This window comes from Actinomadura scrupuli, assembly GCF_050971785.1.
Taxonomy (GTDB): Bacteria; Actinomycetota; Actinomycetes; order Streptosporangiales; family Streptosporangiaceae; genus Actinomadura_E; species Actinomadura_E scrupuli.
On record NZ_JBPCCU010000004.1, the window covers coordinates 485,225 to 509,087 of the forward strand.

Here is a 23,863-nt window from a genome sequence, read left to right on the forward strand (position 1 = left end):
GGGGCGTTTGCGGGCAGCGGGGCTTAACGTGGCCGGGCCGGGGAAATGACGTTGCGTGGGATTGGGGAGCAGGGGCATGAGCGACATCACCGAGTCCGTCGAATGGAAGGCGCTGGCCGCCCATCACGCCGACGTCCGGAACATGCACCTGCGAGATCTGTTCGACTGGGATCCGATGCGGGCCGAGCGGATGTCGGTGCGGACGGGCGAGCTCTACCTGGACTATTCCAAGCACCGCGCCACCGCCGACACCTTCCGGCTGCTGATCGCGCTCGCCCGCAGGGCCGGACTGCAGGACCGCATCGCGGCGATGTTCGCGGGCGAGCACATCAACGTCAGCGAGGACCGCGCGGTGCTGCACACGGCGCTGCGGCTGCCGCGCGACGCCCGGCTGACGGTCGGCGGCCAGGACGTCGTCGCCGACGTGCACGAGGTGCTGGACCGCATGGGCGACTTCGCCGAGCGGGTGCGCTCGGGGGAGTGGAAGGGGCACACCGGTAAGCCGATCAAGGCCGTGGTGAACATCGGCATCGGCGGCTCGGACCTCGGCCCGGCGATGGCCTACACCGCGCTGTACGACTACGCGCTCGAGGGGCTCACCTGCCGCTTCGTCTCCAACGTCGACCCCGCCGACGTCACCACCGCCCTGGCCGGACTGGACCCCGACCAGACGCTCTTCATCGTCGCGTCCAAGACCTTCACCACCCTGGAGACCCTCACCAACGCCAAGGTCGCCCGGCAGTGGCTGCTGGACGGCCTGGGCGGCGAGGAGGCGGCGATCGCACGGCACTTCGTCGCGGTCTCCACCAACGCCGAGCGGGTCGCGGAGTTCGGCATCGACCCCGCCAACATGTTCGGCTTCTGGGACTGGGTGGGCGGCCGGTACTCCTTCGACGGCGCGATCGGCCTGTCGCTGATGGTGGCCATCGGCCGGGACCGGTTCGCCGAGATGCTCTCCGGCTTCCACGCGATGGACGAGCACTTCCGCACGGCGCCCTTCGACCAGAACATGCCGGTCCTGATGGGCCTGCTGGGCGTCTGGTACACCGACTTCTTCGGCGCGCAGTCCCATGCCGTCCTTCCGTACAGCCAGCGGCTGTCGCGTTTCCCCGCCTACCTGCAGCAGCTGATGATGGAGTCCAACGGCAAGTCCGTCCGGGCCGACGGTTCGCCCGTGGTGGCCGACACCGGGGAGATCTGGTGGGGCGAGCCCGGCACCAACGGCCAGCACGCCTTCCACCAGCTCCTGCACCAGGGCACCCGGCCGGTCCCGGCCGACTTCATCGGGTTCGCCGAGCCCTTCCGGGACGCCGACGGCATGCACGACCTGCTGGTGGCCAACCTGCTCGCGCAGACCGCGGTGCTCGCGTTCGGCCGTACGGCCCAGGAGCTCGAGGCGGAGGGCGTCCCGGAGAACCTCGTCCCGCACAAGATCATGCCGGGCAACCGTCCCTCCACGACGCTGCTGGCGCGCAAGCTCACCCCCGGGGTGCTGGGCCGGCTCGTCGCGCTCTACGAGCACATCGCGTTCGTCGAGGGCGTCATCTGGGGCATAGACTCCTTCGACCAGTGGGGCGTGGAGCTGGGCAAGAAGATGGCCAACGAGCTCACCCCGTCGCTGGTCGGCGAGCAACCGCCCGGCGGCGACACCGACGGCTCGACGCTGGCCCTCGTGCGCTGGTACCGCGGCCAGCGCGGCCGGGCCGTCTGACCCGCCCCCTCCCTCCGTGATCATGCAAGCGTCGGACGATCGATTGCATGATCACGGAGGGAGGCGGGGTCAGCCGGCGTCGAGGGCCCGGTCGAGGTTGACGGCGGCGCTGATCAGGGCCAGATGGGTGAAGGCCTGCGGGAAGTTGCCCAGCGCCTCGCCGGAGGAGCCGATCTCCTCTGCGTAGAGCCCGACGTGGTTGGCGTAGGTGAGCATCTTCTCGAAGACCATCCGGGCCTCCTTGACCCGGCCGGCCTGGGTGAGCGCGTCGACGTACCAGAACGAGCAGAGGTTGAAGGTGCCCTCCGCGCCGGTGAGCCCGTCGTGGCCGGTGATGGCGTACCGGTGGACGAGGCTGTCGGAGACCAGCTCCTCGCCGATCTTGTCCAGGGTCATGAGGAACCGCGGATCGGTGGGACCGGAGAACTTCACCAAGGGCATGCACAGCACCGACGCGTCGAGGTGCTTGCTGCCGGGATGCATGACGTACGCGCCGAGGTCGGGGTCCCAGCACTCCTGCTGGACGAAGCGGTAGGCCCGCCCGGCCAGCCGCTGCCACTTGTTGACCGGGGCGGGCAGCCCGCGGTCGCGGGCCAGCCGGCCGGCGCGTTCGAAGGCCACCCATGTCATGAGCGTCGAGTACGTGAAGCGCCGGCGCTGCCCGCGGACCTCCCAGACGCCCTCGTCCGGCTCCTCCCAGTGGTCGGCGAGCCAGTCGAGCCGCTTGGACAGCCCGGCCCACAGGTCGTAGGAGATCGGGACCTCGCGGTTGTAGAGGTAGACCGCGTCCATCAGCTCGCCGTAGACGTCGATCTGGCGCTGGCCGACGGCGTTGTTGCCGATGCGCACCGGCCGTGATCCGCGGTAGCCGTCGAGGTGCTCGAGGATCTGCTCGGGGATCTTGTCGCTGCCGTCGACCGCGTACATGATCATGATGTCACGTTCCAACGTCGCGGACTCGCAGCGCCGCTGGATCCATTCCATGAAGGCCGAGGCCTCCTCGAGGAAGCCCAGCGTCATCAGCGAGTACACGGTGAACGCCGAGTCCCGCAGCCAGCTGTAGCGGTAGTCCCAGTTGCGGACGCCTCCCACGTGCTCGGGCAGGGAGGTGGTGGGCGCGGCCACCAGCGCGCCGGTGGGGTGGTAGACCAGCAGCTTCAGGGCGAGCGCTGAGCGATGCACCATCTCGCGCCACCGCCCGCGGTACCGGGACTGGCCGACCCAGCGCTGCCAGAAGTCGGAGGTCTGCAGGAACAGCTGCTCGGCCTCACCCTGCACCAGCGGGTGCACCTGGCCGTTCCACTCCAGGATCAGGTCCACCGTCTCGCCCTCGTCGAGGGTGAAGGTCGCCTTGACCCCGTCGCCGTCGTCGGTCAGCGGCACGCTGGACCGCAGCACACAGCGCCCGGCGGCCGACTCGAAGACCGCCCCCATGCCGTCCACGACCTCCACGGTGTGCGGCACCCGGGCGTAGTCGAAGGCCGGATAGCAGTTCAGCTCGAACGTCGCCCGGCCCCGTACGGCCCGTGCCTGCCGGACCAGCAGGTCGCGGGGGAGGGCCACGCCGCTGGTCTCGGGGACCATGAAGTCGATGACCTCGCCGACCGCCTCGGCGGTCAGGAAACGCGTCATCAGGACGTTGGTGTCGGGCAGGTAGAGCTGCTTGGGGCGGCTCGTGGTCCGGCACGACAGCGAGAAGAATCCGCCCTTGCGCCCGTCCAGCAGCGACGCGAACAGAGAGGGGGCGTCGAAGCGGGCCGGGCAGTACCAGTCGATGGTCCCGTCCGTGCCCACGAGCGCGACGGTCCGGAGGTCGCCGACGATGGCGTGTTCTTCGATGGGCAGGTAGCGGCCGTAGGGGGCGGATCCGTGAGGGGGCACGACTCCGATGATCCGGGCCGGTGTTTCGCCGGTATTCCCCCGGTGTTACAAGGCGGATCCGTCTCTGGAACGGTCCGGCCGTAACCTCGGCGCGGGCCCGGCGGCAACGGGGCCCGGGCCGGGGCGGCTCACCCGAAGCCGGCCGGCGGGAGCGCGGCGGAGTGCCGCATGAGCAGGCCGGCGTGCACCTCGGCGCCGTCCTCGGCGGAGTACAGGTGCGGGACGTCGGCGACCCAGCTGACGTGGTCGCCGGCCGTGGCGGTCAGCGGGGCGTCGACCGGGCCGACCCGGGCCGTCCCGGCGAAGACGGTGAGGTACTCCACGGTGCCGCGCGGGTGGGCGGGGGAGACCTGCACCCGGCCCGGCCGGATGCGCAGCCGGTAGAGCTCGGTGGTGACGGGCCCGTCGGTGAAGCTCTCCAGCAGCGTCCCCGAGACGGCCGCGCCGTGCACGACCTCGGTGCGGGGGACCGGAAGGCCGGGGTCGGTGAGGACGGTGGCGAGCGGCACCTCCAGTTGCGCGGTGATCGCGTACAGGGTCTCCAGCGTCGGGTTGCGGGTGCCGGCCTCCAGCCCGGACAAGGTCGCCTTGCCGACCGCCGCCCGGTGGGCGAGCTCCGACAGTGAAAGGCCACGGGCTCGCCGCAGTCGCTGGATGCGCCGCCCGACCGCCGCGGCGAAGGCGGCCCTCTGCTGCTCCATGGAGCCATTGTCGCGCCCGATGTGACCGATGTGTTCCGTATGTGGAACGCTTTGTGGCACGCTGGTGTTCCGTTTACGGAACGGTAAGAACGGTACGGAACGGCCGGATCACGGAGGCGATCATGAGCGGAGAGCGACCGCCGGGAGCGGTCCAGCCGGTGCTGGCCGGGGTGGTCACGTCGATCGTGGGCTTCGCGAGCTCCTTCGCGGTGGTGCTGGCGGGGCTGCGCGCGGTCGGCGCGAGCCAGGACCAGGCGGCCTCGGGCCTGCTGGTGCTATGCGTGACCATGGGGGTCACCGCTATCGTCCTGGGCCTGTGGTGGCGGATGCCGGTGAGCATCGCGTGGTCCACGCCGGGCGCCGCCCTGCTGGTCTCCGCCGGGCGCCACGGCGGCGGATACCGCGAGGCGCTCGGCGCCTTCCTGGTCACGGGCCTGCTGATCGTGCTCGCCGGGATGTCCGGCCTGCTCGGGCGCTGGCTGCACGCCATCCCGGTGCCGCTGGCCGGGGCCATGCTCGCCGGGGTGCTGCTGCCCCTGTGCCTCGCGCCGGTCCAGGCCGTCGTCCGGTTCCCCGCGCAGGCGGTGCCGGTCGTGCTCACCTGGCTGGTGCTCAACCGGCTGAGCCGCCGGTGGGCCGTGCCGGCCGCGCTGGCGGTCGCGATCGCCGCGATCACCCTCAGCGGGCCCTGGACGGCGCACGTGTCGCGGTTCTGGCCCGTCCTCACCGTGCAGGCGCCGGCCTTCTCCGCCGGGACGTTCGTCGGCATCGCGGTCCCGCTGTTCATCGTCACGATGGCCTCGCAGAACGTGCCCGGGATGAGCGTGCTGGCCGGTTACGGCTACCGGCCCGCCCTGCGCCCGATCTTGTTGAGCACCGGGGCGGCGACGATGATCGGCGCGCCGTTCGGCGGGCACGCCGTCAACCTGGCCGCCATCACGGCCGCCCTGGTGGCCGGGCCCGACGCCCACCCCGATCCGCGCCGGCGCTGGATCGCCTCGGTCACCGCGGGGGGCTGTTACCTCGGTCTCGGCCTGTCCGCGGGCGTGGCGGTGTCGCTCATCGCCTCCGCACCGCCGCTGATCGTCGAGGCCGTCGCCGGGCTGGCGCTGCTCGGCGCGCTCGGCTCGGCCGTCCAGGCGGCGGTGGCGGACCCGGGCCAGCGGGACGCGGCGATCATCACGCTGGTCGTCAGTGCCTCCGGCATCGCCCCGTTCGGCATCGGCGCGGCCTTCTGGGGCCTGCTCGCCGGGCTGGGCTTCCGCGCCCTGTACCGCCGGCCCGCCTCGCCCGCCCCCGGCCCGGCCACGTCCCCTCCCGCCGAACCGTCTACAGGACCTGCACCGGAACACCCGGCAGCCGTACCGGCCGAGATCCCGGCGGAGACCGCCGCGGGCGAGCGGGCCGGACTCCGCCCGGCCGGCCTGGACACCGGTGCCCCGGGTCGTGGTGACGCCTGACCGGGGGCCCGCACCGCGCGGCAGGTGCGAGATCCCGAACTATCGGCCTTTGACCGGTTCATTACCTGATCATGGATACTGGTCTCCGGGCAGTGCCCGCGAGCCGTCCGGCCACGGCCGAAGTCGCGACGGTGATCGCCGCTGCGCCGTGGTGCCAGCGGCTCGGGGCGGAGCCCGCTCCGATCCTCCTCGTCTCTGGAAAGTGTCCGTGTGCTGATTCGATTGCTGCGCGTGCATCTGCGCCCCTACCGCCGGCCGATGACGCTGATCGTCCTGCTGCAGTTCGTGCAGACCCTCGCCATGCTCTTCCTGCCCACCCTCAACGCCGACATCATCGACAACGGCGTGGTCACCGGCGACACCGGCTACATCCTGCGGTTCGGCGGCGTGATGATGGCCGTGTCGCTCGCGCAGCTCGCCTGCTCGGTCGGTGCCGTCTACCTCGGCGCCCGCACCGCGATGGCGCTCGGCCGTGACGTTCGCGCGTCGCTGTTCGACCGGGTACAGGGCTACTCCGCCCGCGAGGTGGGCCGGTTCGGCCCGTCCTCGCTGATCACCCGGACCACCAACGACGTCCAGCAGGTCCAGATGCTGGTGCTGATGACCTTCACCATGATGGTGGCGGCTCCGATCATGTGCGTCGGCGGCATCCTGATGGCCCTCAACCAGGACGTTCCGCTGTCCTCGCTGCTGCTGGTCATCGTGCCGGTGCTGGCTGTGATCATCGGCATCATCATCTACCGGATGCGCCCCCTGTTCCGGCTCATGCAGGAGCGTCTCGACCGGATCAACCAGGTGCTCCGCGAGCAGATCACCGGTGTCCGGGTCATCCGCGCCTTCGTCCGTGACGGCCGGGAGCGCGACCGCTTCGCCGTGGCCAACACCGAGCTGCTGGACGTCTCGCTCGGCGTCGGCCGCCTCATGGCGCTGATGTTCCCGGTGGTGATGATGGTGGTCAACGTCTCCAGCGTCGCCGTCCTGTGGTTCGGCGGCCATCGCATCGACGACGGCTCGATGCAGGTCGGAGCGCTGACGGCCTTCCTCAGCTACCTGATGCAGATCCTGATGTCGGTGATGATGGCGACCTTCATGTTCATGATGGTGCCGCGTGCCGAGGTCTGTGCCGAGCGCATCCAGGAGGTGCTGGACACCGACTCCAGCGTCGTGCCGCCGGCCGCTCCCGTGCGCGGGACGGACGCGCACGGCCGGCTGGAACTGCGCGCCGTGGAGTTCCGCTACCCCGGTGCGGAGGAGCCCGTGCTGCGCGGCATCGACCTGGTCGCCGGGCCGGGCGAGACCACCGCCGTCATCGGGAGCACCGGCAGCGGCAAGACGACGCTGCTCAACCTCGTCCCCCGGCTCTTCGACGCCACCGGCGGCACCGTGCTGGTCGGCGGGGTCGACGTGCGCGACCTCGACCCCGTCGTGCTGTCGGAGACGGTCGGTTTCATCCCGCAGAAGCCGTACCTGTTCTCGGGGACCATCGCCTCCAACCTGCGCTACGGCAAGCCCGGGGCCACCGAGGAGGAACTCTGGCGGGCGCTGGAGACCGCGCAGGCCCGCGCCTTCGTCCAGGCGATGCCCGACGGCCTGGACACGAAGATCGCCCAGGGCGGCACCAACGTCTCGGGCGGCCAGCGCCAGCGTCTGGCGATCGCCCGCGCGCTGGTGCACCGGCCCGAGATCTACCTGTTCGACGACTCGTTCTCCGCACTCGACTACGCCACCGACGCGGCGCTGCGGGCCGCGCTGGCCCGCGAGACTGCCGACGCCACCGTCGTCATCGTCGCCCAGCGGGTCAGCACCATCCGGGACGCGGACCGCATCGTCGTCCTGGACCAGGGCCGGGCCGTGGCCGAGGGCACGCATGACGGGCTCATGAAGACCAGTGAGACCTACCGGGAGATCGTGCTCTCGCAGCTCACCGAGCAGGAGGCCACCACATGAGCACCCCCGCCCAGAACGGCGCCGGAGAGCGCCCCACGCCCGGCCGGGGGCCGGGCCCCGCGGGGGGCCCTGGAATCGGCAGGGGACCCGCCGCCTTCATGAACGGGCCGTCGGTGGAGAAGTCCCTGGACTTCCGGGGGTCGAGCCGCCGGCTGCTGCGTACGCTCCGGCCCGAGCGGCCGCTCATCGTGCTCACCCTGGCCCTGGCCGTGGTGAGCGTGACACTGACGGTCCTGGGCCCGAAGATCCTGGGGCAGGCCACCGACCTGATCTTCGCGGGGGTCGTCGGCCGCGGGCTCCCGGCGGGCACGACCAAGGCCGAGGCGGTCGCCCGGCTGCGCGCGGAGGGCCACGGCACCCGCGCGGACATGCTCGACTCGATGCATCTGGTGCCCGGGCACGGCATCGACTTCGGGCAGGTCGGCCGGATCCTGATGATCGCGGTGCTGATCTACGTCGCCGCGTCGGTCCTGAGCTACCTGCAGGGCCGGCTGACCACCACCATGGTGCAGCGGGCGATGTTCCGGCTGCGCGAGCAGGCCCAGGCCAAGCTCTCCCGGCTGCCGCTGCGCTACTTCGACGGCCAGCCGCGCGGTGAGGTCCTGAGCCGGGTGACCAACGACATCGACAACCTCGCCCAGACGCTGCAGCAGACCCTCAGCCAGATGCTGACCTCGCTGCTGCTGATCGTCGGCGTGCTGACCATGATGTTCGTGATCTCCCCGCTGCTCGCCGTGATCGCGCTGGTGACCGTACCGGTCTCCATGGTGGTCGCGGGCCAGATCGGCAAGCGGGCCAAGCCGCAGTTCGTCCAGCAGTGGTCCACGACGGGCCGGCTGAACGGGCACATCGAGGAGATGTACAGCGGTCACTCCCTGGTCAAGGTCTTCGGCCGCCAGCAGCAGGCCGCCGCGACCTTCAAGGAGCACAACGACGCCCTGTTCGCCTCCAGTTTCCGGGCGCAGTTCATCTCCGGCCTGATCCAGCCGGTCATGATGTTCATCGGCAACCTGAACTACGTGCTCGTCGCGGTCGTCGGCGCGCTCCGGGTCGCCTCCGGGGCGCTCTCGCTCGGTGACGTCCAGGCCTTCATCCAGTACTCCCGGCAGTTCAGCCAGCCGCTCACCCAGGTGGCGAGCATGGCCAACCTGCTGCAGTCCGGCGTGGCCTCGGCCGAGCGCGTCTTCGCGCTGCTCGACGCCCGGGAGCAGGATCCCGACCCCGGGACGCCGGCGCGACCGGAGCAGGTGCGCGGCCGGGTGGAGTTCCAGGGGGTCTCCTTCCGGTACGCCGCCGACACCCCGCTCATCGAGGACCTGTCGCTGACCGTCGAGCCGGGCCAGACGGTGGCCATCGTCGGCCCCACCGGGGCCGGCAAGACCACCCTGGTCAACCTGCTGATGCGCTTCTACGACGTCACTGGGGGGCGCATCACCCTCGACGGGGTGGACATCGCCTCGATGACCCGCGAGGACCTGCGGGCCAGGACCGGCATGGTGCTGCAGGACGCCTGGCTGTTCGGCGGCACGATCACCGACAACATCGCCTACGGGGCGACGGAGGCGAGCCACGAGCGGATCATCGAGGCGGCGCGGGCCACTCACGTCGATCACTTCGTGCGCACCCTGCCCGACGGCTACGACACCGTCCTCGACGAGGAGGGGTCCAACGTCAGCGTGGGCGAGAAGCAGCTGATCACCATCGCCCGGGCCTTCCTCGCCGAGCCCGCGATCCTCATCCTGGACGAGGCGACCAGCTCGGTCGACACCCGCACCGAGGTCCTGATCCAGCGGGCGATGAACTCGCTGCGCGAGGGCAGGACCAGCTTCGTCATCGCCCACCGCCTGTCCACCATCCGCGACGCGGACCTCATCCTGGTGATGGAGTCCGGCCGGATCGTCGAGCAGGGGACGCACGGCGAGCTCCTGGCGGCGGACGGTGCCTACCGGCGGCTGTACGCGGCGCAGTTCTCGCAGGCCATGGTGGACGTGGACTGACGGGCGCGGAGATCCGCCGTGGCCGCCGCGTACCCGGGGCGCATCTGGGGATGGGACGGGAGTGGCGGGCTCGGGCGGCGAGCCGTCATACGTCAGACTTGTCGCAGTCCCGAACGACCCCGAGGAGAGCTCCCCATGGTGCATGAGCGTGCCGGACAGCCCGCACAGCCGGCCGATCTGGTGGATGTGGCACGTCTGGTCACCGCCTACTACGCACTGCATCCCGATCCCGCCCACCCGGGGCAGCGGGTGGCCTTCGGGACCTCCGGTCACCGCGGCTCGTCGCTCGGCACCGCCTTCAACGAGGACCACATCCTGGCCACCAGCCAGGCCATCGTGGAATACCGCGCCGGTCAGGGCGTGGACGGGCCGCTGTTCCTGGGCGCCGACCCGCACGCGCTGTCCGAGCCCGCCAAGGTCTCCGCGCTGGAGGTCTTCGCGGCCAACGGGGTGACGGTGCTGATCGACTCGCGGGACGGCTACACGCCGACCCCCGGGGTCTCGCACGCCATCCTGAGCCACAACCGCGACCGGGACAGCGGCCGCGACGGCGGCATGGCCGACGGCGTCGTGGTGACGCCGTCGCACAACCCGCCGTCGGACGGCGGCTTCAAGTACAACCCGCCGAACGGCGGCCCGGCGGGCAGCGACGCCACCTCCTGGATCCAGGACCGGGCGAACGCGCTGATCGCCGGAGGGCTGAAGGAGGTCCGCCGGATCCCCTACGAGCGGGCGCTGCGGGCCGACACCACCGGCCGGTACGACTTCCTCGCCGGGTACGTCGACGACCTCGGTTCGGTGGTGGACCTGGACGCGATCCGCGGCGCCGGCGTGCGGATCGGGGCCGACCCGCTGGGCGGAGCCGCCGTCGCCTACTGGGGAGAGATCGCCGAACGGCACCGGCTGGACCTGACCGTGGTGAACCCCGACACCGACCCGACCTGGCGGTTCATGACGCTGGACTGGGACGGCAAGATCCGGATGGACTGCTCGTCGCCGTACGCCATGGCCTCGCTGATCGCCGGGCGGGAGGCGTACGCGGTCTCGACCGGCAACGACGCGGACGCGGACCGGCACGGCATCGTCACGCCCGACGCCGGGCTCATGAACCCCAACCACTACCTCGCCGTGGCGATCTCGTACCTGTACGGCCACCGGCCGGGCTGGCCGGAGGCCGCCGGGATCGGCAAGACCCTGGTCAGCAGCAGCATGATCGACAGGGTCGCCGCCGGGCTGGGCCGGTCGCTGTTCGAGGTCCCGGTCGGGTTCAAGTGGTTCGTGCCGGGACTGCTCGACGGATCCCTGGGCTTCGGCGGTGAGGAGAGCGCGGGCGCGTCCTTCCTGCGCCGCGACGGCTCGGTCTGGACGACGGACAAGGACGGGCTGATCATGGCCCTGCTCGCCGCGGAGATCATCGCGGTCACCGGCCGGTCGCCCAGTGAGCACTACGCCGACCTGACCGCCGAGTACGGCGACCCGGCGTACGCCCGGGTGGACGCCCCCGCGACCCGGGAGGAGAAGGCGGTGCTGGCCCAGCTGTCCGCCGACCAGGTCACCGCCGCCTCGCTCGCCGGGGAGCCGATCACCGGGGTGCTCACCGCCGCGCCGGGCAACGGCGCGCCGCTCGGCGGCCTCAAGGTCTCCACCGAGAACGCCTGGTTCGCCGCGCGGCCGTCCGGCACCGAGGACGTCTACAAGATCTACGCCGAGTCGTTCCGGGGACCGGAGCACCTCGCCGAGGTCCAGCGCGAGGCCCGCACCCTGGTGGACGGCGCGCTGGCCGGCGGCTGAGGCGCGCCCGCTCAGCCCTCGACGATCTGGTTCTTCCCGATCACGACGACGCCCTCGTCGGTCACCGTGAACCGGGCCCGGTCGTGCTCGGGGTCCAGGCCGATCCGGGCGCCGTCGGGGATGTAGACGTTCTTGTCGATGATGGCCTTGCGCACCATCGCGCCCTTGCCGATGCGCACGTCGTTGAGCACCACCGAGTCGCACACCTGCGAGCCGGCGTCCAGCACGACCCCGGGGGACAGCACCGACCGCTCCGCCATGCCGCCGGAGACGATGACCCCCGGGGAGACCATGGAGTCGAGCGCCTGACCGCGCCGGCCGTCCTCGTTGAAGACGAACTTGGCGGGCGGCAGCGGGTCGTGACCGGTGTAGATGGGCCACTGCCGGTTGTAGAGGTCGAACACCGGGTGCACCGAGATCAGGTCCATGTGCGCGTCGTAGTAGGCGTCGAGGGTGCCGACGTCCCGCCAGTAGCCGCGGTCGCGGTCGGTGGACCCCGGTACCCGGTTGCGGGCGAAGTCGTACACCTGGGCCTGGCCCGCCTCCACCTGGATCGGCACGATGTTGCCGCCCATGTCATGCTTGCTCGACGGGTCCCGGGTGTCCTTGCGGACCGCGTCGATGAGCGCCTGGGTCTCGAAGACGTAATTGCCCATGGACGCGTACACCTGGTCGGGCGCGTCGGGGAGGCCCTGCGCGTCCGTCGGCTTCTCGCGGAAGGCCCGCATGGTGACCCCGTCGGCCGCCGCGTCGATGACCCCGAACTGGTGGGCGAGCTCCAGCGGCTGGCGGATCGCGGCCACCGTGACGGCCGCGCCCGACTCGATGTGCTGGTCGACCATCTGCCGCGGGTCCATCCGGTAGATGTGATCGGCGCCGAACACGATCACATGGTCGGGCCGCTCGTCCTCGATGAGGTTGAGGTTCTGCAGGATGGCGTCGGCGGAGCCCAGGAACCAGCGGGGGCCGAGCCGCTGCTGGGCGGGCACCGGCGTGACGTAGTTGCCGAGCAGCGTCGACATCCGCCAGGTACGCGAGACATGCCGGTCCAGGCTGTGGCTCTTGTACTGGGTGAGGACGACGACCTTCAGATAGCCGCTGTTGGCCAGGTTGGACAGAACGAAGTCGATCAGCCGGTACATGCCGCCGAACGGCACCGCGGGCTTCGCCCGGTCGGCGGTCAGCGGCATGAGCCGCTTGCCCTCACCGCCCGCCAGCACCATTGCCAGGATCTTGGGCGTGCTCATAGCGCGAGGGTATCCCTGTTCCGGATCAGCAAACAGCCTGGATTCGCCGTGGCGGGGCTAGGATTCGCGGCATGCGCGTCGATCTTCTCACCCGTGAGTACCCACCGGAGGTGTACGGGGGCGCGGGAGTGCACGTCGAGTACCTCGCCCGGGAGCTGCGCGAGCTCTGCGAGGTCCGGGTGCGCTGCTTCGGCGCCGACCGGGACATGCCCGGTGTCCAGGCCTACCAGGTCCCGGGCGGGCTGGCGGAGGCCAACGCCGCGCTGCAGTCCCTCGGCGTCGACCTGGAGATCGCGGCGGGCTGCGCGGGGGCCGACCTCGTGCACAGCCACACCTGGTACGCCAACCTCGCCGGCCATCTCGCCAAGCTGCTGTTCGGGGTGCCGCACGTGCTGACGACGCACAGCCTGGAGCCGCTCCGGCCGTGGAAGGCCGAGCAGCTCGGCGGCGGCTACGCCCTCTCGTCCTGGGCCGAGCGCACCGCCGTCCTGGCCGCCGACGCCGTGGTCGCCGTCTCCGAGGGCATGCGGCGCGACGTGCTGGCCGCCTACCCGGAGCTCGACCCGGGCCGGGTCAGCGTGATCCACAACGGCGTGGACACCGCCGCGTACGCGCCCGACCCGGGCACCGACCGGCTCGCCGCGCTGGGCATCGATCCAGACCGCCCGTCGGTGGTGTTCGTCGGGCGCATCACCCGGCAGAAGGGGCTGCCCCATCTGCTGCGGGCGGCGCTCGCCTTCGACCCGGCCGCCCAGCTGGTCCTGTGCGCCGGCGCCCCGGACACCCCTGAGATCGCCGCCGAGGTGGAGGCATCGGTCGAGCGGCTGCGCGCCGAGCGCGGCGGCGTGGTGTGGCTGAAGGAGATGCTGCCGCGCGACCGGCTGGTGCAGGTCCTCAGCCATGCGACGGTGTTCGTCTGCCCCTCGATCTACGAGCCGATGGGCATCGTCAACCTGGAGGCGATGGCGTGCGCGGCGCCGGTCGTGGCCACGGCCACCGGCGGCATCCCCGAGGTGGTCGCCGACGGGGAGACCGGTCTGCTGGTGCCGGTCGAGCAGGCCGCCGACGGCACGCCGCTGGACCCCGCCCGCTTCGCCGCCGACCTGGCCGACCGGGTCAACGCCGTGCTCGCCGATCCGGACCGGGCGGCCATGGGCCTGGCCGGCCGCCGGCGTGCCGTCGAGCACTTCTCCTGGACGGAGATCGCCCGGCGCACCCGGGACCTGTACGCCGGGCTGCTCGCCCCGGCCGGCTGAGGCCCGCCGCTCAGCGCGGCCCCGATCCGGCGGCGTAGTCGCGGACGCCCTGGAGATCGAGCACGGTGATCCTCTTCCACCCGGTGGTGACCAGGCCCCGCCTGCGCAGCTCGTGGAACCCCCGTGCCGCGGTCTCCCGCGAGGCGTCCACCCAGCTGCCCAGCTCGGTGTGCGAGAGCCGGGGCAGGATCTCGATGCCCTCCGGGCCCTGCTTCTGGTAGCGCAGGGACGTTTCGGCCAGATAGACGAGCAGATGGGCCAGCCGCCGCTTGCCGTCGGCCTCCGCGTGCCAGCGCAGCCGGTTGCCGAGCTCGTCCATGCGGCCGACGATCGTGGCGGTCAACGGCCACCAGCACCGTGGATGCTCGTCGAGCAGGCTGGTGAACCGGGAGGCCGGCACCGTGAGGGCCCTGATCTCGTCCAGCGCCTCCACGGTCGCCGTACGCGGCCTGCGGAACAGCGCGGAGATCTCCCCCACCACGTCACCGGGACCGCGCACGGCGAAGACCACCTGGCGCCCCGACGGGGTCGGGGAGGTGACCTTGGCCCAGCCGGACAGGATGATCACCACATTGGTCGACGAGGAGTCCCCCTCGAAGCACAGCGGCTCGGCGTGCGGGCGGAACTCACGCTCCCGGCCCGCGTCGCGCAGCGCGTCCCGCTCCGGTTCGTCGAGCGCGTCCCAGAAGCTCAGCTCGGTCATTCCTTCGGTGGATTCGTCCCCCACACATGTCTCCGTTTCCCGCGAGGCCTCCGGACGACAGATGCGGCGCTGATCCGGGGGAGTCTCCAGTGGACACGGTCGCGGAGGGCCGTGACAAGGCCTGGACGGGGGGTTCCGGCCCCTGGGCGGGTGCCCGTCCATGATCGTGGCCGGCGCGCGCCGAAGTGACCGCGCCGTGACGGCGACCATACCTGCGAGGGGAGAACATGACGATCGGCTCGTCGGTTTTGCGCCAGGTTTGCATCCGTCTTGGTGGTTTGATACCGTTATGTCTGGTTATGGCGATGCGCCCCATGTGTCGCCCAGATGGTCGTAGATCATCTCTTCGTCCGGACCCGTCTCCAGGGCCGTGACGCGCGCGTGACACCGATCCGCGCTCCCATACATGTCCATCGAAGGCCGGCTGCCTCTACAGCGGCCGTCTTCCGCCGAATCCGCATTCTGCGGAACCGGGAACCCACGTTTCAGGGGTGAATCGGCGTGCTCAGCGCGCCGTAGGGCTACTTCCATGCCCGAATCCGTCAGCTAACCCGGTAGGCGACCTGGAAGAAGAGGAGTCACGCTCAGTGACAAGCACGCACGCACAGTTCTTCTCATCCCTCACGAGCCGCGTCCAGTCCTTCAAGAGCCGCGTCACCTCGGGTGTCGTGGTGGGCGCCGTCGCGGTCGGGGCCGTCGTGGCCGGTTCCGCGGCCGTGTCCGCGTCCCCCGTCGACCAGTCCGTCCGGGCCGGGGCGCACTCCGCCGCGCAGCGCGCCGACGTCAACTCGGGGGCCCGGCTGGCCACCGCGGGCGCCGTCGTCAGCCTCGCCGAGAAGCAGGTCGGCATCAAGGCCGACGCGTCCGGCCAGACCAAGTTCCACCAGTGGTTCGAGTCCACGCCGGACGCCAAGCAGCTCGCCCGCCGCGACGGCGGGAACGTCAAGGACTACAAGGGCGCCGCCTGGTGCGACATGTTCGTCTCCTGGGTCGGCGCGCAGGCCGGTGTCAAGCACATGGGCCGGGACGCCTACACGGTCGCGCACGCCAAGTGGTTCCAGAAGACCCACCGGTGGGGCGAGAAGCCGACGCCGGGCGCCGTGGTGTTCTTCTCCTGGAACGGCGGCGGGACCGAGGGCATCGACCATGTCGGCCTGGTCGTCAAGGACAACCATGACGGCACCATCACCACCGTCGAGGGCAACACCAGCGGCGACGTCGTGGCGAAGAAGATCCGCCCCACCTCCGACGTCATCGGCTACGGGTACCCCGAGTACGCCGCCGGCTGACGACCGCAGTACCCCCGCCGCCCGAGCGGCCACAGGCCGGACCGCGCCCCCGCGCGGTCCGGCCTCGTCATGCCCGGCCCCCTTTCGCCCCGGCTCCCTTTCGCCCCGGCTCCCTTTCGCCCCGGCTCCCTCTCGCCCGGCCCCTCGTGCCCGGCCCCGGACGCCGCTCTTTGGCCGTTCTTGACGGGCGCCGAACGCTGACCGATTGTCCGCCCGGGTATGTCGTGTTATGACGCCGGTACTCCACTGGGGTCACTCGTCTGGCAGAAGGCTGGTCTCTCATGGGCAGCAAGCTGGCATTCTTGAGGTGTGACACCGCGGTCGATCTCGGTACCTCCAACACGTCCATTCATGTGCGCAACCGTGGGCTGGTGCTGAAGGAACCGTCCGTCGTGGCAATCAACAGCAGATCAGGCCGGATCATCGCGGTGGGTGCCGCGGCCAAGCAGATGATCGGCCGTGTTCCTGAGACGATCACCATGGTCCATCCCATCAGGGGTGGGGTGATCACGGATTTCGAGATCGCCACCCGGATGATGCGCCACTTTCTCCGGGTCGCCAACCGGCCGCCGAACTTCATCAAGCGCCATGTCGTCGTGGCGGTGCCGAGCGGCATCACGGCGGTGCAGCGGCGGGCCGTCCAGGAGGCCACCCACCTGGCCGGCGCCCGGCGCGTGCACATCATCGAGTCCCCGATGGCGGCGGCGATCGGCATGGGGCTCGTCGGCGCCGAGTCCGAGGCCGAGGGCATGATGGTGGTCAACGTCGGCGGCGGCACCACCGACGCCGCGATCATCTCGATGGGCGGCATCGTGGTGGCCCACGCGCTGCAGATCGGCGGTGACGACCTGGACCAGGCCATCGTCTCGTACGCGCGCAGGGAGCACGGCCTGGTGGTGGGTCTCGGGGCGGCCGAGGAGACCAAGATCGCGGCCGGATCGGCCTACCCGACCGGGAAGGAGAGGTCCACCTCGCTCCGCGGGCGGCACGCGATGACCGGCCTGCCGAAGATCGTCTCGATCTCGCAGGCGGAGATCTGCGAGGCGATCGCCGAACCCGTCGGCGCGATCGTCGACCTCGTCAAGAAGACGCTCTCGGAATGCCCGCCGGAGGTGTCGGGCGACCTGATGGACCAGGGAATGGCGCTCACCGGAGGCGGCGCGCTGCTGGACGGCCTGGAGGATCTCCTGCGGTCGGAGATCGGGATCCCGACCCATCTGGTGGACGACCCGCTGGGGTCGGTCGTGCTCGGCTCGGCCAAGTACGCGGAGGAACTCTCCGACGAATGACCATTAATTTACCTGCCAATGGTGTAAATTTAGGATATTACTCGGAATTGTCCGAATAGTGACAGGTTGAGGCGCGCGAGTTCTCATTTTGCCCTATATTGCATTGATGTGGGATGAGGTTTCCGCCAGGTCATTCTCCCCACATCACGCTGAGTTCCCGGGGGTGGGATGAGTTCTTCGGCTGCGACGGGCAGGGGGCCGAGCGCCGGTGGCGGGTTGAACGCGCCGGAACTGCTGGACCTGAGGGCCACCATGCGAGACCGGGCGGTGGTCGCCCAGGCCAGGGTGGTCCTCGCGGAGCGCCTGCGGTGTCATGTGGGCGAGGCGCTGCAGCATCTGATCTGGCTGGCCAGGGATCTCGACCTGGAACTGCCGGAGACGGCCGCGCTGGTCATCGCCGGCCGGCCGCCGGTGCTGGCCCCGGGCGACGACGAGGCCGCGGGGTCGCTGGTCATGGACACCGCGCGGCGGCTGGGCGAGGACCGCGCCGCCGCGCTGGAGGAGGTGCTGCGGCGGCTGGCCGTGGAGGACGCCGCGGGGGACGCGGAACTGCTCGCCGGGCTTCCCGACGACCCCGTGGCGCGGGGGGTGCTGGATGCGACCCAGGACTGCGCGAGCCGGCTCGTCCCGGTCCGGGACGTCGAGGGCCGGGTGATCGACTTTCTCAACGCGGCCCTCAACGAACGGGCCACCGACATCTTCGGCCGGGGGGCCGAGGAGCTCGTCGGCCACCGGCTGCTCCGCGTCGATCCCGGGACGGCGCTCAACGGGCTGTTCGAGTCCTACGTCCAGGTGCTGGAGACCGGCGAACCGTACGCCCGGGGGCCCTTCGTGTTCTCCACCGCGCAGAACGGGGTCGCCCGCTCGGCCCGGCTCAGCGTGCGCTGCGTACGGGTGCCCACCGGCGTCTGCGTCACCTGGCGCTACCACGACGAGGAGGACCGCGTCCGGCGCCGGCTGGAGCGCGCCGAGCGGCTGGCGCTGGTCGGCTTCGGCGAGTGGGACCTGGTCGCCGACGAGCAGACGTGGTCGCCGCAGATGCTCGCCAACTACGGCCGTACGCCCCAGGAGGGCCCGGTCCCGGTGGACGAGCTTCCGAAGATCGTCTTGCCGGAGGACCTGCCGCTGATGGAGGACAGCCTGCATACGCTGTTCAGCCGCCGCGAGCCGATCGAGCTGGAGCACCGGATCATGACCGCGGCGGGGGAGAACCGCCACCTGTGGATCTTCGCCGAGCCGGTGCTGGACGACTCCGGACGGCCGGTCGCCGTCAGCGTGATCTCGCAGGACATCACCCGCCGGCGCTACATCGAGGACGCGCTGGCCGAGACCCGCAAGGAGTTCCTCCGCCAGCAGGGCGAGACGGTGCGCGAGCGCCAGGTGACGCTCACCCTGCGGCGGGCCATCCTTCCCCCCGACCACGAGCTGGTCACCGTGCCGGGCCTCAAGGTGGCCGTCCGCAGCCTGGCCGCGGAGAGCCCCGCCCGGATCGGCGGCGACTGGTACGCGACCCGGGCCCTGCAGGACGGCCGTGCGCTGCTCGCGGTCGGGGACGCCGCCGGTCACGGCCTGGCGGCCACCGCCGCCATGGCCCGGATGCGCATGGGGCTGCTGGGGCTCGCCTACACGTGCGAGGACACCGCACGGCTCGCCGGCTGGCTCAACGCGCTGGTGAGCGACCTGGAGCCGGCGACCATCGGCACTGCGCTGCTGGCGCACTACAACCCCGCCACCCGGCTGATGGACTGGACCTGCGCGGGGCATCCGCCGCCGATCCTGCTCAGGGACGGGCACGCCGCCAGGATGGACATCGTCCCCGATCCCGTGCTGGGCTGCTGCCCCGAGGTGAGCTACTCGACGATGACCACCCAGCTGCTGAGCGGCGACCTGGTCCTGCTCTACACCGACGGGCTGATCGAACGCCGGGGCGCCGACCTCGACGAGCGGATCGGCCGGCTGGAGCAGATCATCGAGGATACGGCCGCCGAGCCGGACCAGGTGCTGGAGGCCGTGCTGGCCCGGATGGGCCACGACCGCAACGCCGACGACACCACCCTGTACGCCATCCGGGTGGAATGACCTCAGTCGGTGGGCGTGGTGATGGTCAGATCGTGGTTCCCGCCGATGTGCACCGGCGGGGTGAGCTGCCAGTTCCCCTGGTCGGCGAGCGCCTGCAGGGCCCGCGGCCGGCCGACCGCCCGGGGCCAGTCCGCCTGGCGGCCGGGAGTGCAGGGATGCTCGAGGTGCCGGATCCGGATGGTGTTGAACCGGCGCAGCCACGCCGCCTCGGGCACGCCGGTGGCGGGACCGCCCTTCATCGCCCGGTGGGTCTCGGAGGCGATCTTGAGCAACCCGTCGCAGGCGGCGCGGCCGGGGCCCATCATGAGCGCGGTGTCGAAGAGGATCTCCAGCCCGAGGGGGGTCGTGACGCCCTCGCGCCGGGCGACGTCGCGGGTGGGCACGAGATACGCCCGGTGACCCACGTCGAGCTGGATCCGCCGGAAGGCGGGGTCCAGGGCGGCCCGCTTCCAGTCCGCGACGAAGCGCGTGCCCAGGCCGGTGGTCCGGTCCGTACGGGCGTCCGCGAGCCGCTGGAGGGCCGGGGTGTGCCGCGCGAGGACGTTGCCGGGCGCGGCGGCGTTGTAGGCCTTCACCACCTCGAGCAGGTCGCCGTACTTGGTGCAGAACCCGATCCAGCCCGCGGTGAAGCCGCAGCCGTCGCGCTGGTCGGCGATGAAGCCGTACTGCGGCGTCACGCGGTCGTTCTCGAAGACGGCGGTGATGTCATGGATCATGATGAGCGCCCGCGCCCACGCGGCGGCCGTGTCGCCGGCCTGCGCCGCCGGGGTGGTACGGGGCGGGGTGGAGACGCCCGGGGTGGAGGTGCCCGGGGTCGTCGTCACGATGGGCGGTGCGGCCGGCTCCGCCGCGGAACCGGCCGGGGCGCCGCAGGCCGCGGCCGGGCCGGCCAGCAGGGCGCAGAGCAGGACGGCCGGTCCACCGCGAGAGCGCACGGCCGCCAGCCTAGAGGCCGGGGCCTGCCTTCAGCAGCGGAACGGCCGGACGGGCAGGGGCTCAGTGGGTGGCCGGCGCCGGGGCGTCGGCGGGCTTGGCCCGCTTCGGGTCTCCAGGGCCGAAGCTCAGCCGCAGCACCTGGCCGGAACGGCCGGGACGGCCCAGGTTCTTGCCGTTGACGGTCAGCTGGGTGGCCCCGGCGTCGTGCAGAGTCACCGTCAGGCGCTGCGGGCCGGTCCACGCCTGATGGCTGCGGGCCTGCACCTTCCCGTCGAAGAGCAGCTTGCCGGTGGCATCGTGGACGATCACCTGGCTGGTGCGCTTGGCGTACAGGCGGACCTCGACGTTGCGCAGCGGCGCCGCGGCCCGGTGCACCGGGGCCGCGGGCGTGCGGTGCGGCGTGCTCTTGACCGTCGTCGCGGGATGCGGGCGGCCGTGCGAGCCGCTGATGAGGGCGAAGATGGCGTATCCGATGATGGCGACCAGCGGAATCGCCGCGGCCACCGCCCAGGAGGGCCGGTACCGCCCGGCCAGGGCGGTCAGCCGCTCGCGCAGCCGGGAGGAGGGGCTCGGCGACTGGGCGGGGAGCCCGCCGGTGGACCAGCCGTGCGCCTGGTCGAAGGAGGCGACCAGCGGGGCGGGATCGATCCCGATGGCCCGGGCGATGGCGCGCAGCTGGGCCCGGACGTAGAAGTCGCCGCCGCACAGGGCGTAGTCGTCCTGCTCCATCGCCTCGATGATCGGCTCACGGATCTTGGTCTTCGCGCTGATATCCGTCACCGTCAGGCCGGCGGCGCGGCGCGCCGCGGCCAGAGTCTCCCCGATGCCCACATCATCCCCCTCGGCGCCGCCGATCCCGCCTCGCCCGCCACGGGGCGACGCATGGTCACGGGAGGTCACTACCCGTGCTCGAAGTGCTTCATCCTCGCAGCTCAGAGAGGGATCCTCAGGCATCCGGTCAACCTTCGGCCAAGTCACGGGAGGTGACCGGCCGAACCGCGGGTGACCGGCGCGCGTACCGTGGGTACGGCCTTCAACCAAGGGGGGACTGATCGCAATGACGCAAGCAGAGATCGGCGTTACCGGCCTGGCGGTGATGGGCCGCAACCTGGCCAGGAACTTCGCCCGGCACGGCCATCCGGTCGCCGTGCACAACCGTACGACGGCCAGGACCAAGGACCTCGTGGCGGAGTTCGGCCACGAGGGGACCTTCCTGCCGGCCGAGACGGCCGAGCAGTTCGTCGCGTCGCTGGAGCGCCCGCGCCGGATGGTGATCATGGTCAAGGCCGGGGCCCCGACGGATGCGGTGATCGACGAGTTCGCACCCCTGCTGGAGCCCGGCGACATGATCGTCGACGGTGGCAACGCCCACTTCGCCGACACCCGGCGGCGGGAGGCCGCACTGCGCGAACGCGGCCTGCACTTCGTCGGCACCGGGATCTCCGGGGGCGAGGAGGGGGCGCTGCACGGGCCGAGCATCATGCCGGGCGGCTCCCCGGAGTCGTACCAGGCCCTGGGCCCGCTGCTGGAGGACATCGCCGCCAAGGTCGACGGCGTTCCCTGCTGCACCCACGTCGGCCCGGACGGCGCCGGGCACTTCGTCAAGATGGTGCACAACGGCATCGAGTACGCCGACATGCAGCTCATCGGCGAGGCCTACGACCTGCTCCGGCATGCGGCCGGGCTGTCCCCGGCCGAGATCGCCGAGGTCTTCCGGACCTGGAACACCGGCCGGCTGGAGTCCTACCTGATCGAGATCACCGCCGAGGTCTTGGCGCACACCGACGCCGCCACCGGCAAGCCGTTCGTCGACGTGGTGCAGGACCAGGCGGAGCAGAAGGGCACCGGCCGCTGGACCGTGCAGACCGCGCTGGACCTGGGGGTGCCGGTCAGCGGCATCGCCGAGGCGGTCTTCGCCCGGTCGCTGTCCGGGCACGGCGACCTCCGCCGGGCGGCCCATGGACTGCCGGGGCCGGCGCCGGCACCGCTGGAGGACACCACCGGGTTCGCCGACGACGTGGAGCAGGCGCTGTACGCCTCGAAGATCGTCGCCTACGCGCAGGGCTTCCACCAGATCCAGGCCGGCAGCGCGGAGTACGACTGGAACGTCGATCCCGGGGCGATGGCCACGATCTGGCGCGGCGGCTGCATCATCCGGGCCCGGTTCCTCGACCGCATCCGGGCCGCCTACGACGCCGACCCGGCGACGCCGACCCTGCTGACCGACGACCACTTCTCCGAGAGCATCGGGGCGGCGCAGGACGCCTGGCGGCGCGTGGTGGCCACGGCCGCGCGGCTCGGCATCCCGGCGCCCGGTTTCTCCGCCGCGCTGGCCTACTACGACGGGCTGCGAGCGGACCGGCTGCCGGCGGCCCTCACCCAGGCACTGCGCGACTTCTTCGGCGCCCACACCTACCGCCGGACCGACCGCGACGGCTCCTTCCACACGCTCTGGGGAGGGGACCGCACCGAGACCTCCGCCTGAGGCCGCCCCGGGGCCGCCGCCCGGGGCCGCCGCCCCGGGCGGGGCCGGTCCCGCGGTGCAGGAAGGCCGCCGGACCCGGGCCGGATGTGGAGGGTCCACCTCCCGGGGATACCTTTGCTTCACCCGGCTGCTCTACCCGACACAGGAGTTGAGGCGTGACCGACGAGGCCAGGCGCCCGGCCGATCTTGACACCACCGCGCCCAACCTTGCCCGCATGACCGACTACTTCCTGGGCGGCAAGGACAACTTCGCCGCGGACCGCAAGGCCGCTGAGGAGGTGCTCGCCGTCGCGCCGGAGATCCTCACGATGGCCCGGGCGGGTCACGCCTTCCAGATCAGGCTGGTGCGTTACCTCGCGGCGGAGGGGATCACCCAGTTCGTCAACGTGGGCTCGGGACTCCCCACCCAGAGCAACACCCACGAGGTCGCCCGGTCGGTCCGCCCCGACGCCCGCGTGGTGTACGTCGACAAGGACCCGGTCGTGCTCTCCCACGCCCACGCGATCCTCGGCCGGGATCCGCTCACGCGGGTCGTCGCAGGGGACGTCCTGCACCCTGACGAGCTGCTCGCCGACCCGGAGCTGCGGGGGCTGATCGACTTCGACCGGCCACTGGCCATCCTGATCTTCGGTGCGCTGCAGTACATCCCGGCCGTGGACGACCCATTGGGCTGTGTCGCCCGGCTGCGGGACGCGATGCCGTCCGGCAGTTACCTGGGCCTCAGCCATGTCGTGTTCGACGCGCGCCCCGACGTCGCGCAGCCGATCGTCGACATCTACCGGCACATCCTCAACCGGACCGAGGACGCCTCCCGCGACCGGGAGCAGGTGCTGCGTTTCTTCGACGGGCTGGAGCTGGTCGAGCCCGGGCTCGTCTACGTCCGCGAGTGGCGCCCGGACAACCTGCTCGCCGCCCGGCTGCCCGAGCAGGCGTGGAGCGTGGGCGGGGTGGCCCGCAAGCCCTGATGATTCCCGCCGGTGAGCGCGGACGTCCCGAGGCTGGTCAGAGCCGGTTGCACGGGCGGCTGACCAGGAGTGATGGGCTCTGTGGGAATACCGCTGTCTTCTGATAACTATGCAGTGACCTGCGGC

The 23,863-nt window shown here is 71.4% G+C and carries 17 protein-coding genes and 1 riboswitch; of the genes, 11 read left to right on the forward strand and 6 right to left on the reverse strand.

The window, feature by feature from the left end:
• The first annotated feature begins 76 nt into the window (after nt 1-76).
• Complete coding sequence (gene pgi, locus ACRYCC_RS21535; protein WP_433814660.1) at nt 77-1,711, forward strand: glucose-6-phosphate isomerase; 1,635 nt, start codon at nt 77-79, stop codon at nt 1,709-1,711.
• Between the two features lie 69 nt (nt 1,712-1,780).
• Here pgi and ACRYCC_RS21540 read toward each other — a convergent pair whose 3' ends face one another.
• A complete protein-coding gene (locus ACRYCC_RS21540) occupies nt 1,781-3,592 on the reverse strand; it encodes a glycoside hydrolase family 15 protein (RefSeq protein ID WP_433814662.1) in 1,812 nt (603 codons plus the stop codon).
• 128 nt (nt 3,593-3,720) lie between these two features.
• On the reverse strand, nt 3,721-4,293 hold the full coding sequence (locus ACRYCC_RS21545; RefSeq protein WP_433814663.1) for a helix-turn-helix domain-containing protein: 573 nt from the start codon (nt 4,291-4,293) through the stop codon (nt 3,721-3,723).
• A 122-nt stretch (nt 4,294-4,415) separates the two neighbouring features.
• On the opposite strand from ACRYCC_RS21545, the gene ACRYCC_RS21550 reads away from it, so the two are divergent.
• The 4 genes from ACRYCC_RS21550 (at nt 4,416) to pgm (ending at nt 11,488) form a co-directional block, all read left to right on the forward strand.
• Entirely contained in the window at nt 4,416-5,753 is a 1,338-nt protein-coding gene (locus tag ACRYCC_RS21550) for a benzoate/H(+) symporter BenE family transporter (RefSeq protein ID WP_433814665.1), read from the forward strand.
• A gap of 210 nt (nt 5,754-5,963) precedes the next feature.
• A complete protein-coding gene (locus ACRYCC_RS21555) occupies nt 5,964-7,700 on the forward strand; it encodes an ABC transporter ATP-binding protein (RefSeq protein WP_433814667.1) in 1,737 nt (578 codons plus the stop codon).
• Nucleotides 7,697-9,697, forward strand: a complete 2,001-nt coding sequence (locus ACRYCC_RS21560; protein ID WP_433814668.1) for an ABC transporter ATP-binding protein — start codon at nt 7,697-7,699, stop codon at nt 9,695-9,697. The genes ACRYCC_RS21555 and ACRYCC_RS21560 overlap by 4 nt, the downstream gene beginning before the upstream one ends.
• A gap of 135 nt (nt 9,698-9,832) precedes the next feature.
• Nucleotides 9,833-11,488 carry a phosphoglucomutase (alpha-D-glucose-1,6-bisphosphate-dependent) gene (pgm, locus tag ACRYCC_RS21565; RefSeq protein ID WP_433814670.1) on the forward strand — a complete coding sequence of 552 codons (1,656 nt, stop codon included), beginning with the start codon at nt 9,833-9,835 and terminating at the stop codon, nt 11,486-11,488.
• A gap of 11 nt (nt 11,489-11,499) precedes the next feature.
• Here pgm and glgC read toward each other — a convergent pair whose 3' ends face one another.
• Nucleotides 11,500-12,735 carry a glucose-1-phosphate adenylyltransferase gene (gene glgC, locus ACRYCC_RS21570; protein WP_433814672.1) on the reverse strand — a complete coding sequence of 412 codons (1,236 nt, stop codon included), beginning with the start codon at nt 12,733-12,735 and terminating at the stop codon, nt 11,500-11,502.
• 71 nt (nt 12,736-12,806) lie between these two features.
• Here glgC and glgA point away from each other — a divergent pair, with 71 nt between their 5' ends.
• Entirely contained in the window at nt 12,807-13,991 is a 1,185-nt protein-coding gene (glgA, locus tag ACRYCC_RS21575; protein WP_433814674.1) for a glycogen synthase, read from the forward strand.
• A 10-nt stretch (nt 13,992-14,001) separates the two neighbouring features.
• Here the strand turns inward: glgA and ACRYCC_RS21580 are convergent, their stop codons facing one another.
• Nucleotides 14,002-14,718 (reverse strand): Crp/Fnr family transcriptional regulator, encoded by a 717-nt coding sequence (locus ACRYCC_RS21580; RefSeq protein WP_433814676.1) that lies wholly within the window; start codon nt 14,716-14,718, stop codon nt 14,002-14,004.
• A gap of 413 nt (nt 14,719-15,131) precedes the next feature.
• A riboswitch (cyclic di-AMP (ydaO/yuaA leader) is annotated at nt 15,132-15,271 on the forward strand.
• Nucleotides 15,272-15,281: 10 nt separating this feature from the next.
• Between ACRYCC_RS21580 and ACRYCC_RS21585 the strand changes: the two genes are divergently transcribed.
• From ACRYCC_RS21585 to ACRYCC_RS21595, 3 genes are all read left to right on the forward strand, one after another.
• The gene (locus ACRYCC_RS21585) at nt 15,282-15,983 is read left to right on the forward strand and encodes a CHAP domain-containing protein (RefSeq protein WP_433814678.1); all 702 of its coding nucleotides are present in this window, start codon (nt 15,282-15,284) and stop codon (nt 15,981-15,983) included.
• A 281-nt stretch (nt 15,984-16,264) separates the two neighbouring features.
• Nucleotides 16,265-17,272, forward strand: a complete 1,008-nt coding sequence (locus ACRYCC_RS21590) for a rod shape-determining protein (RefSeq protein WP_433814680.1) — start codon at nt 16,265-16,267, stop codon at nt 17,270-17,272.
• 216 nt (nt 17,273-17,488) lie between these two features.
• Nucleotides 17,489-19,351, forward strand: coding sequence for a PP2C family protein-serine/threonine phosphatase (locus ACRYCC_RS21595; protein ID WP_433814682.1), 1,863 nt, complete (start codon nt 17,489-17,491; stop codon nt 19,349-19,351).
• A gap of 2 nt (nt 19,352-19,353) precedes the next feature.
• Here ACRYCC_RS21595 and ACRYCC_RS21600 read toward each other — a convergent pair whose 3' ends face one another.
• Both ACRYCC_RS21600 and ACRYCC_RS21605 read right to left on the reverse strand, forming a co-directional pair.
• Nucleotides 19,354-20,286, reverse strand: coding sequence for a chitosanase (locus tag ACRYCC_RS21600; protein ID WP_433814683.1), 933 nt, complete (start codon nt 20,284-20,286; stop codon nt 19,354-19,356).
• Between the two features lie 61 nt (nt 20,287-20,347).
• Nucleotides 20,348-21,118 carry a helix-turn-helix domain-containing protein gene (locus tag ACRYCC_RS21605; RefSeq protein WP_433814685.1) on the reverse strand — a complete coding sequence of 257 codons (771 nt, stop codon included), beginning with the start codon at nt 21,116-21,118 and terminating at the stop codon, nt 20,348-20,350.
• 226 nt (nt 21,119-21,344) lie between these two features.
• On the opposite strand from ACRYCC_RS21605, the gene gnd reads away from it, so the two are divergent.
• Nucleotides 21,345-22,772 (forward strand): NADP-dependent phosphogluconate dehydrogenase, encoded by a 1,428-nt coding sequence (gnd, locus tag ACRYCC_RS21610; protein WP_433814687.1) that lies wholly within the window; start codon nt 21,345-21,347, stop codon nt 22,770-22,772.
• Between the two features lie 155 nt (nt 22,773-22,927).
• Nucleotides 22,928-23,737 carry an SAM-dependent methyltransferase gene (locus ACRYCC_RS21615; RefSeq protein ID WP_433814689.1) on the forward strand — a complete coding sequence of 270 codons (810 nt, stop codon included), beginning with the start codon at nt 22,928-22,930 and terminating at the stop codon, nt 23,735-23,737.
• The last annotated feature ends 126 nt before the right edge of the window (nt 23,738-23,863 follow it).

Excerpts from the sequence above, each read along its gene's own strand:
- pgm (WP_433814670.1), top strand. The coding sequence starts at position 9,833 with ATGGTGCATGAGCGTGCCGGACAGCCCGCACAGCCGGCCGATCTGGTG.
- ACRYCC_RS21550 (WP_433814665.1), top strand. The coding sequence starts at position 4,416 with ATGAGCGGAGAGCGACCGCCGGGAGCGGTCCAGCCGGTGCTGGCCGGG.
- glgC (WP_433814672.1), bottom strand. The coding sequence starts at position 12,735 with ATGAGCACGCCCAAGATCCTGGCAATGGTGCTGGCGGGCGGTGAGGGC.
- ACRYCC_RS21590 (WP_433814680.1), top strand. The coding sequence starts at position 16,265 with ATGGGCAGCAAGCTGGCATTCTTGAGGTGTGACACCGCGGTCGATCTC.
- ACRYCC_RS21560 (WP_433814668.1), top strand. The coding sequence starts at position 7,697 with ATGAGCACCCCCGCCCAGAACGGCGCCGGAGAGCGCCCCACGCCCGGC.
- glgA (WP_433814674.1), top strand. The coding sequence starts at position 12,807 with ATGCGCGTCGATCTTCTCACCCGTGAGTACCCACCGGAGGTGTACGGG.
- ACRYCC_RS21545 (WP_433814663.1), bottom strand. The coding sequence starts at position 4,293 with ATGGAGCAGCAGAGGGCCGCCTTCGCCGCGGCGGTCGGGCGGCGCATC.
- pgi (WP_433814660.1), top strand. The coding sequence starts at position 77 with ATGAGCGACATCACCGAGTCCGTCGAATGGAAGGCGCTGGCCGCCCAT.
- gnd (WP_433814687.1), top strand. The coding sequence starts at position 21,345 with ATGACGCAAGCAGAGATCGGCGTTACCGGCCTGGCGGTGATGGGCCGC.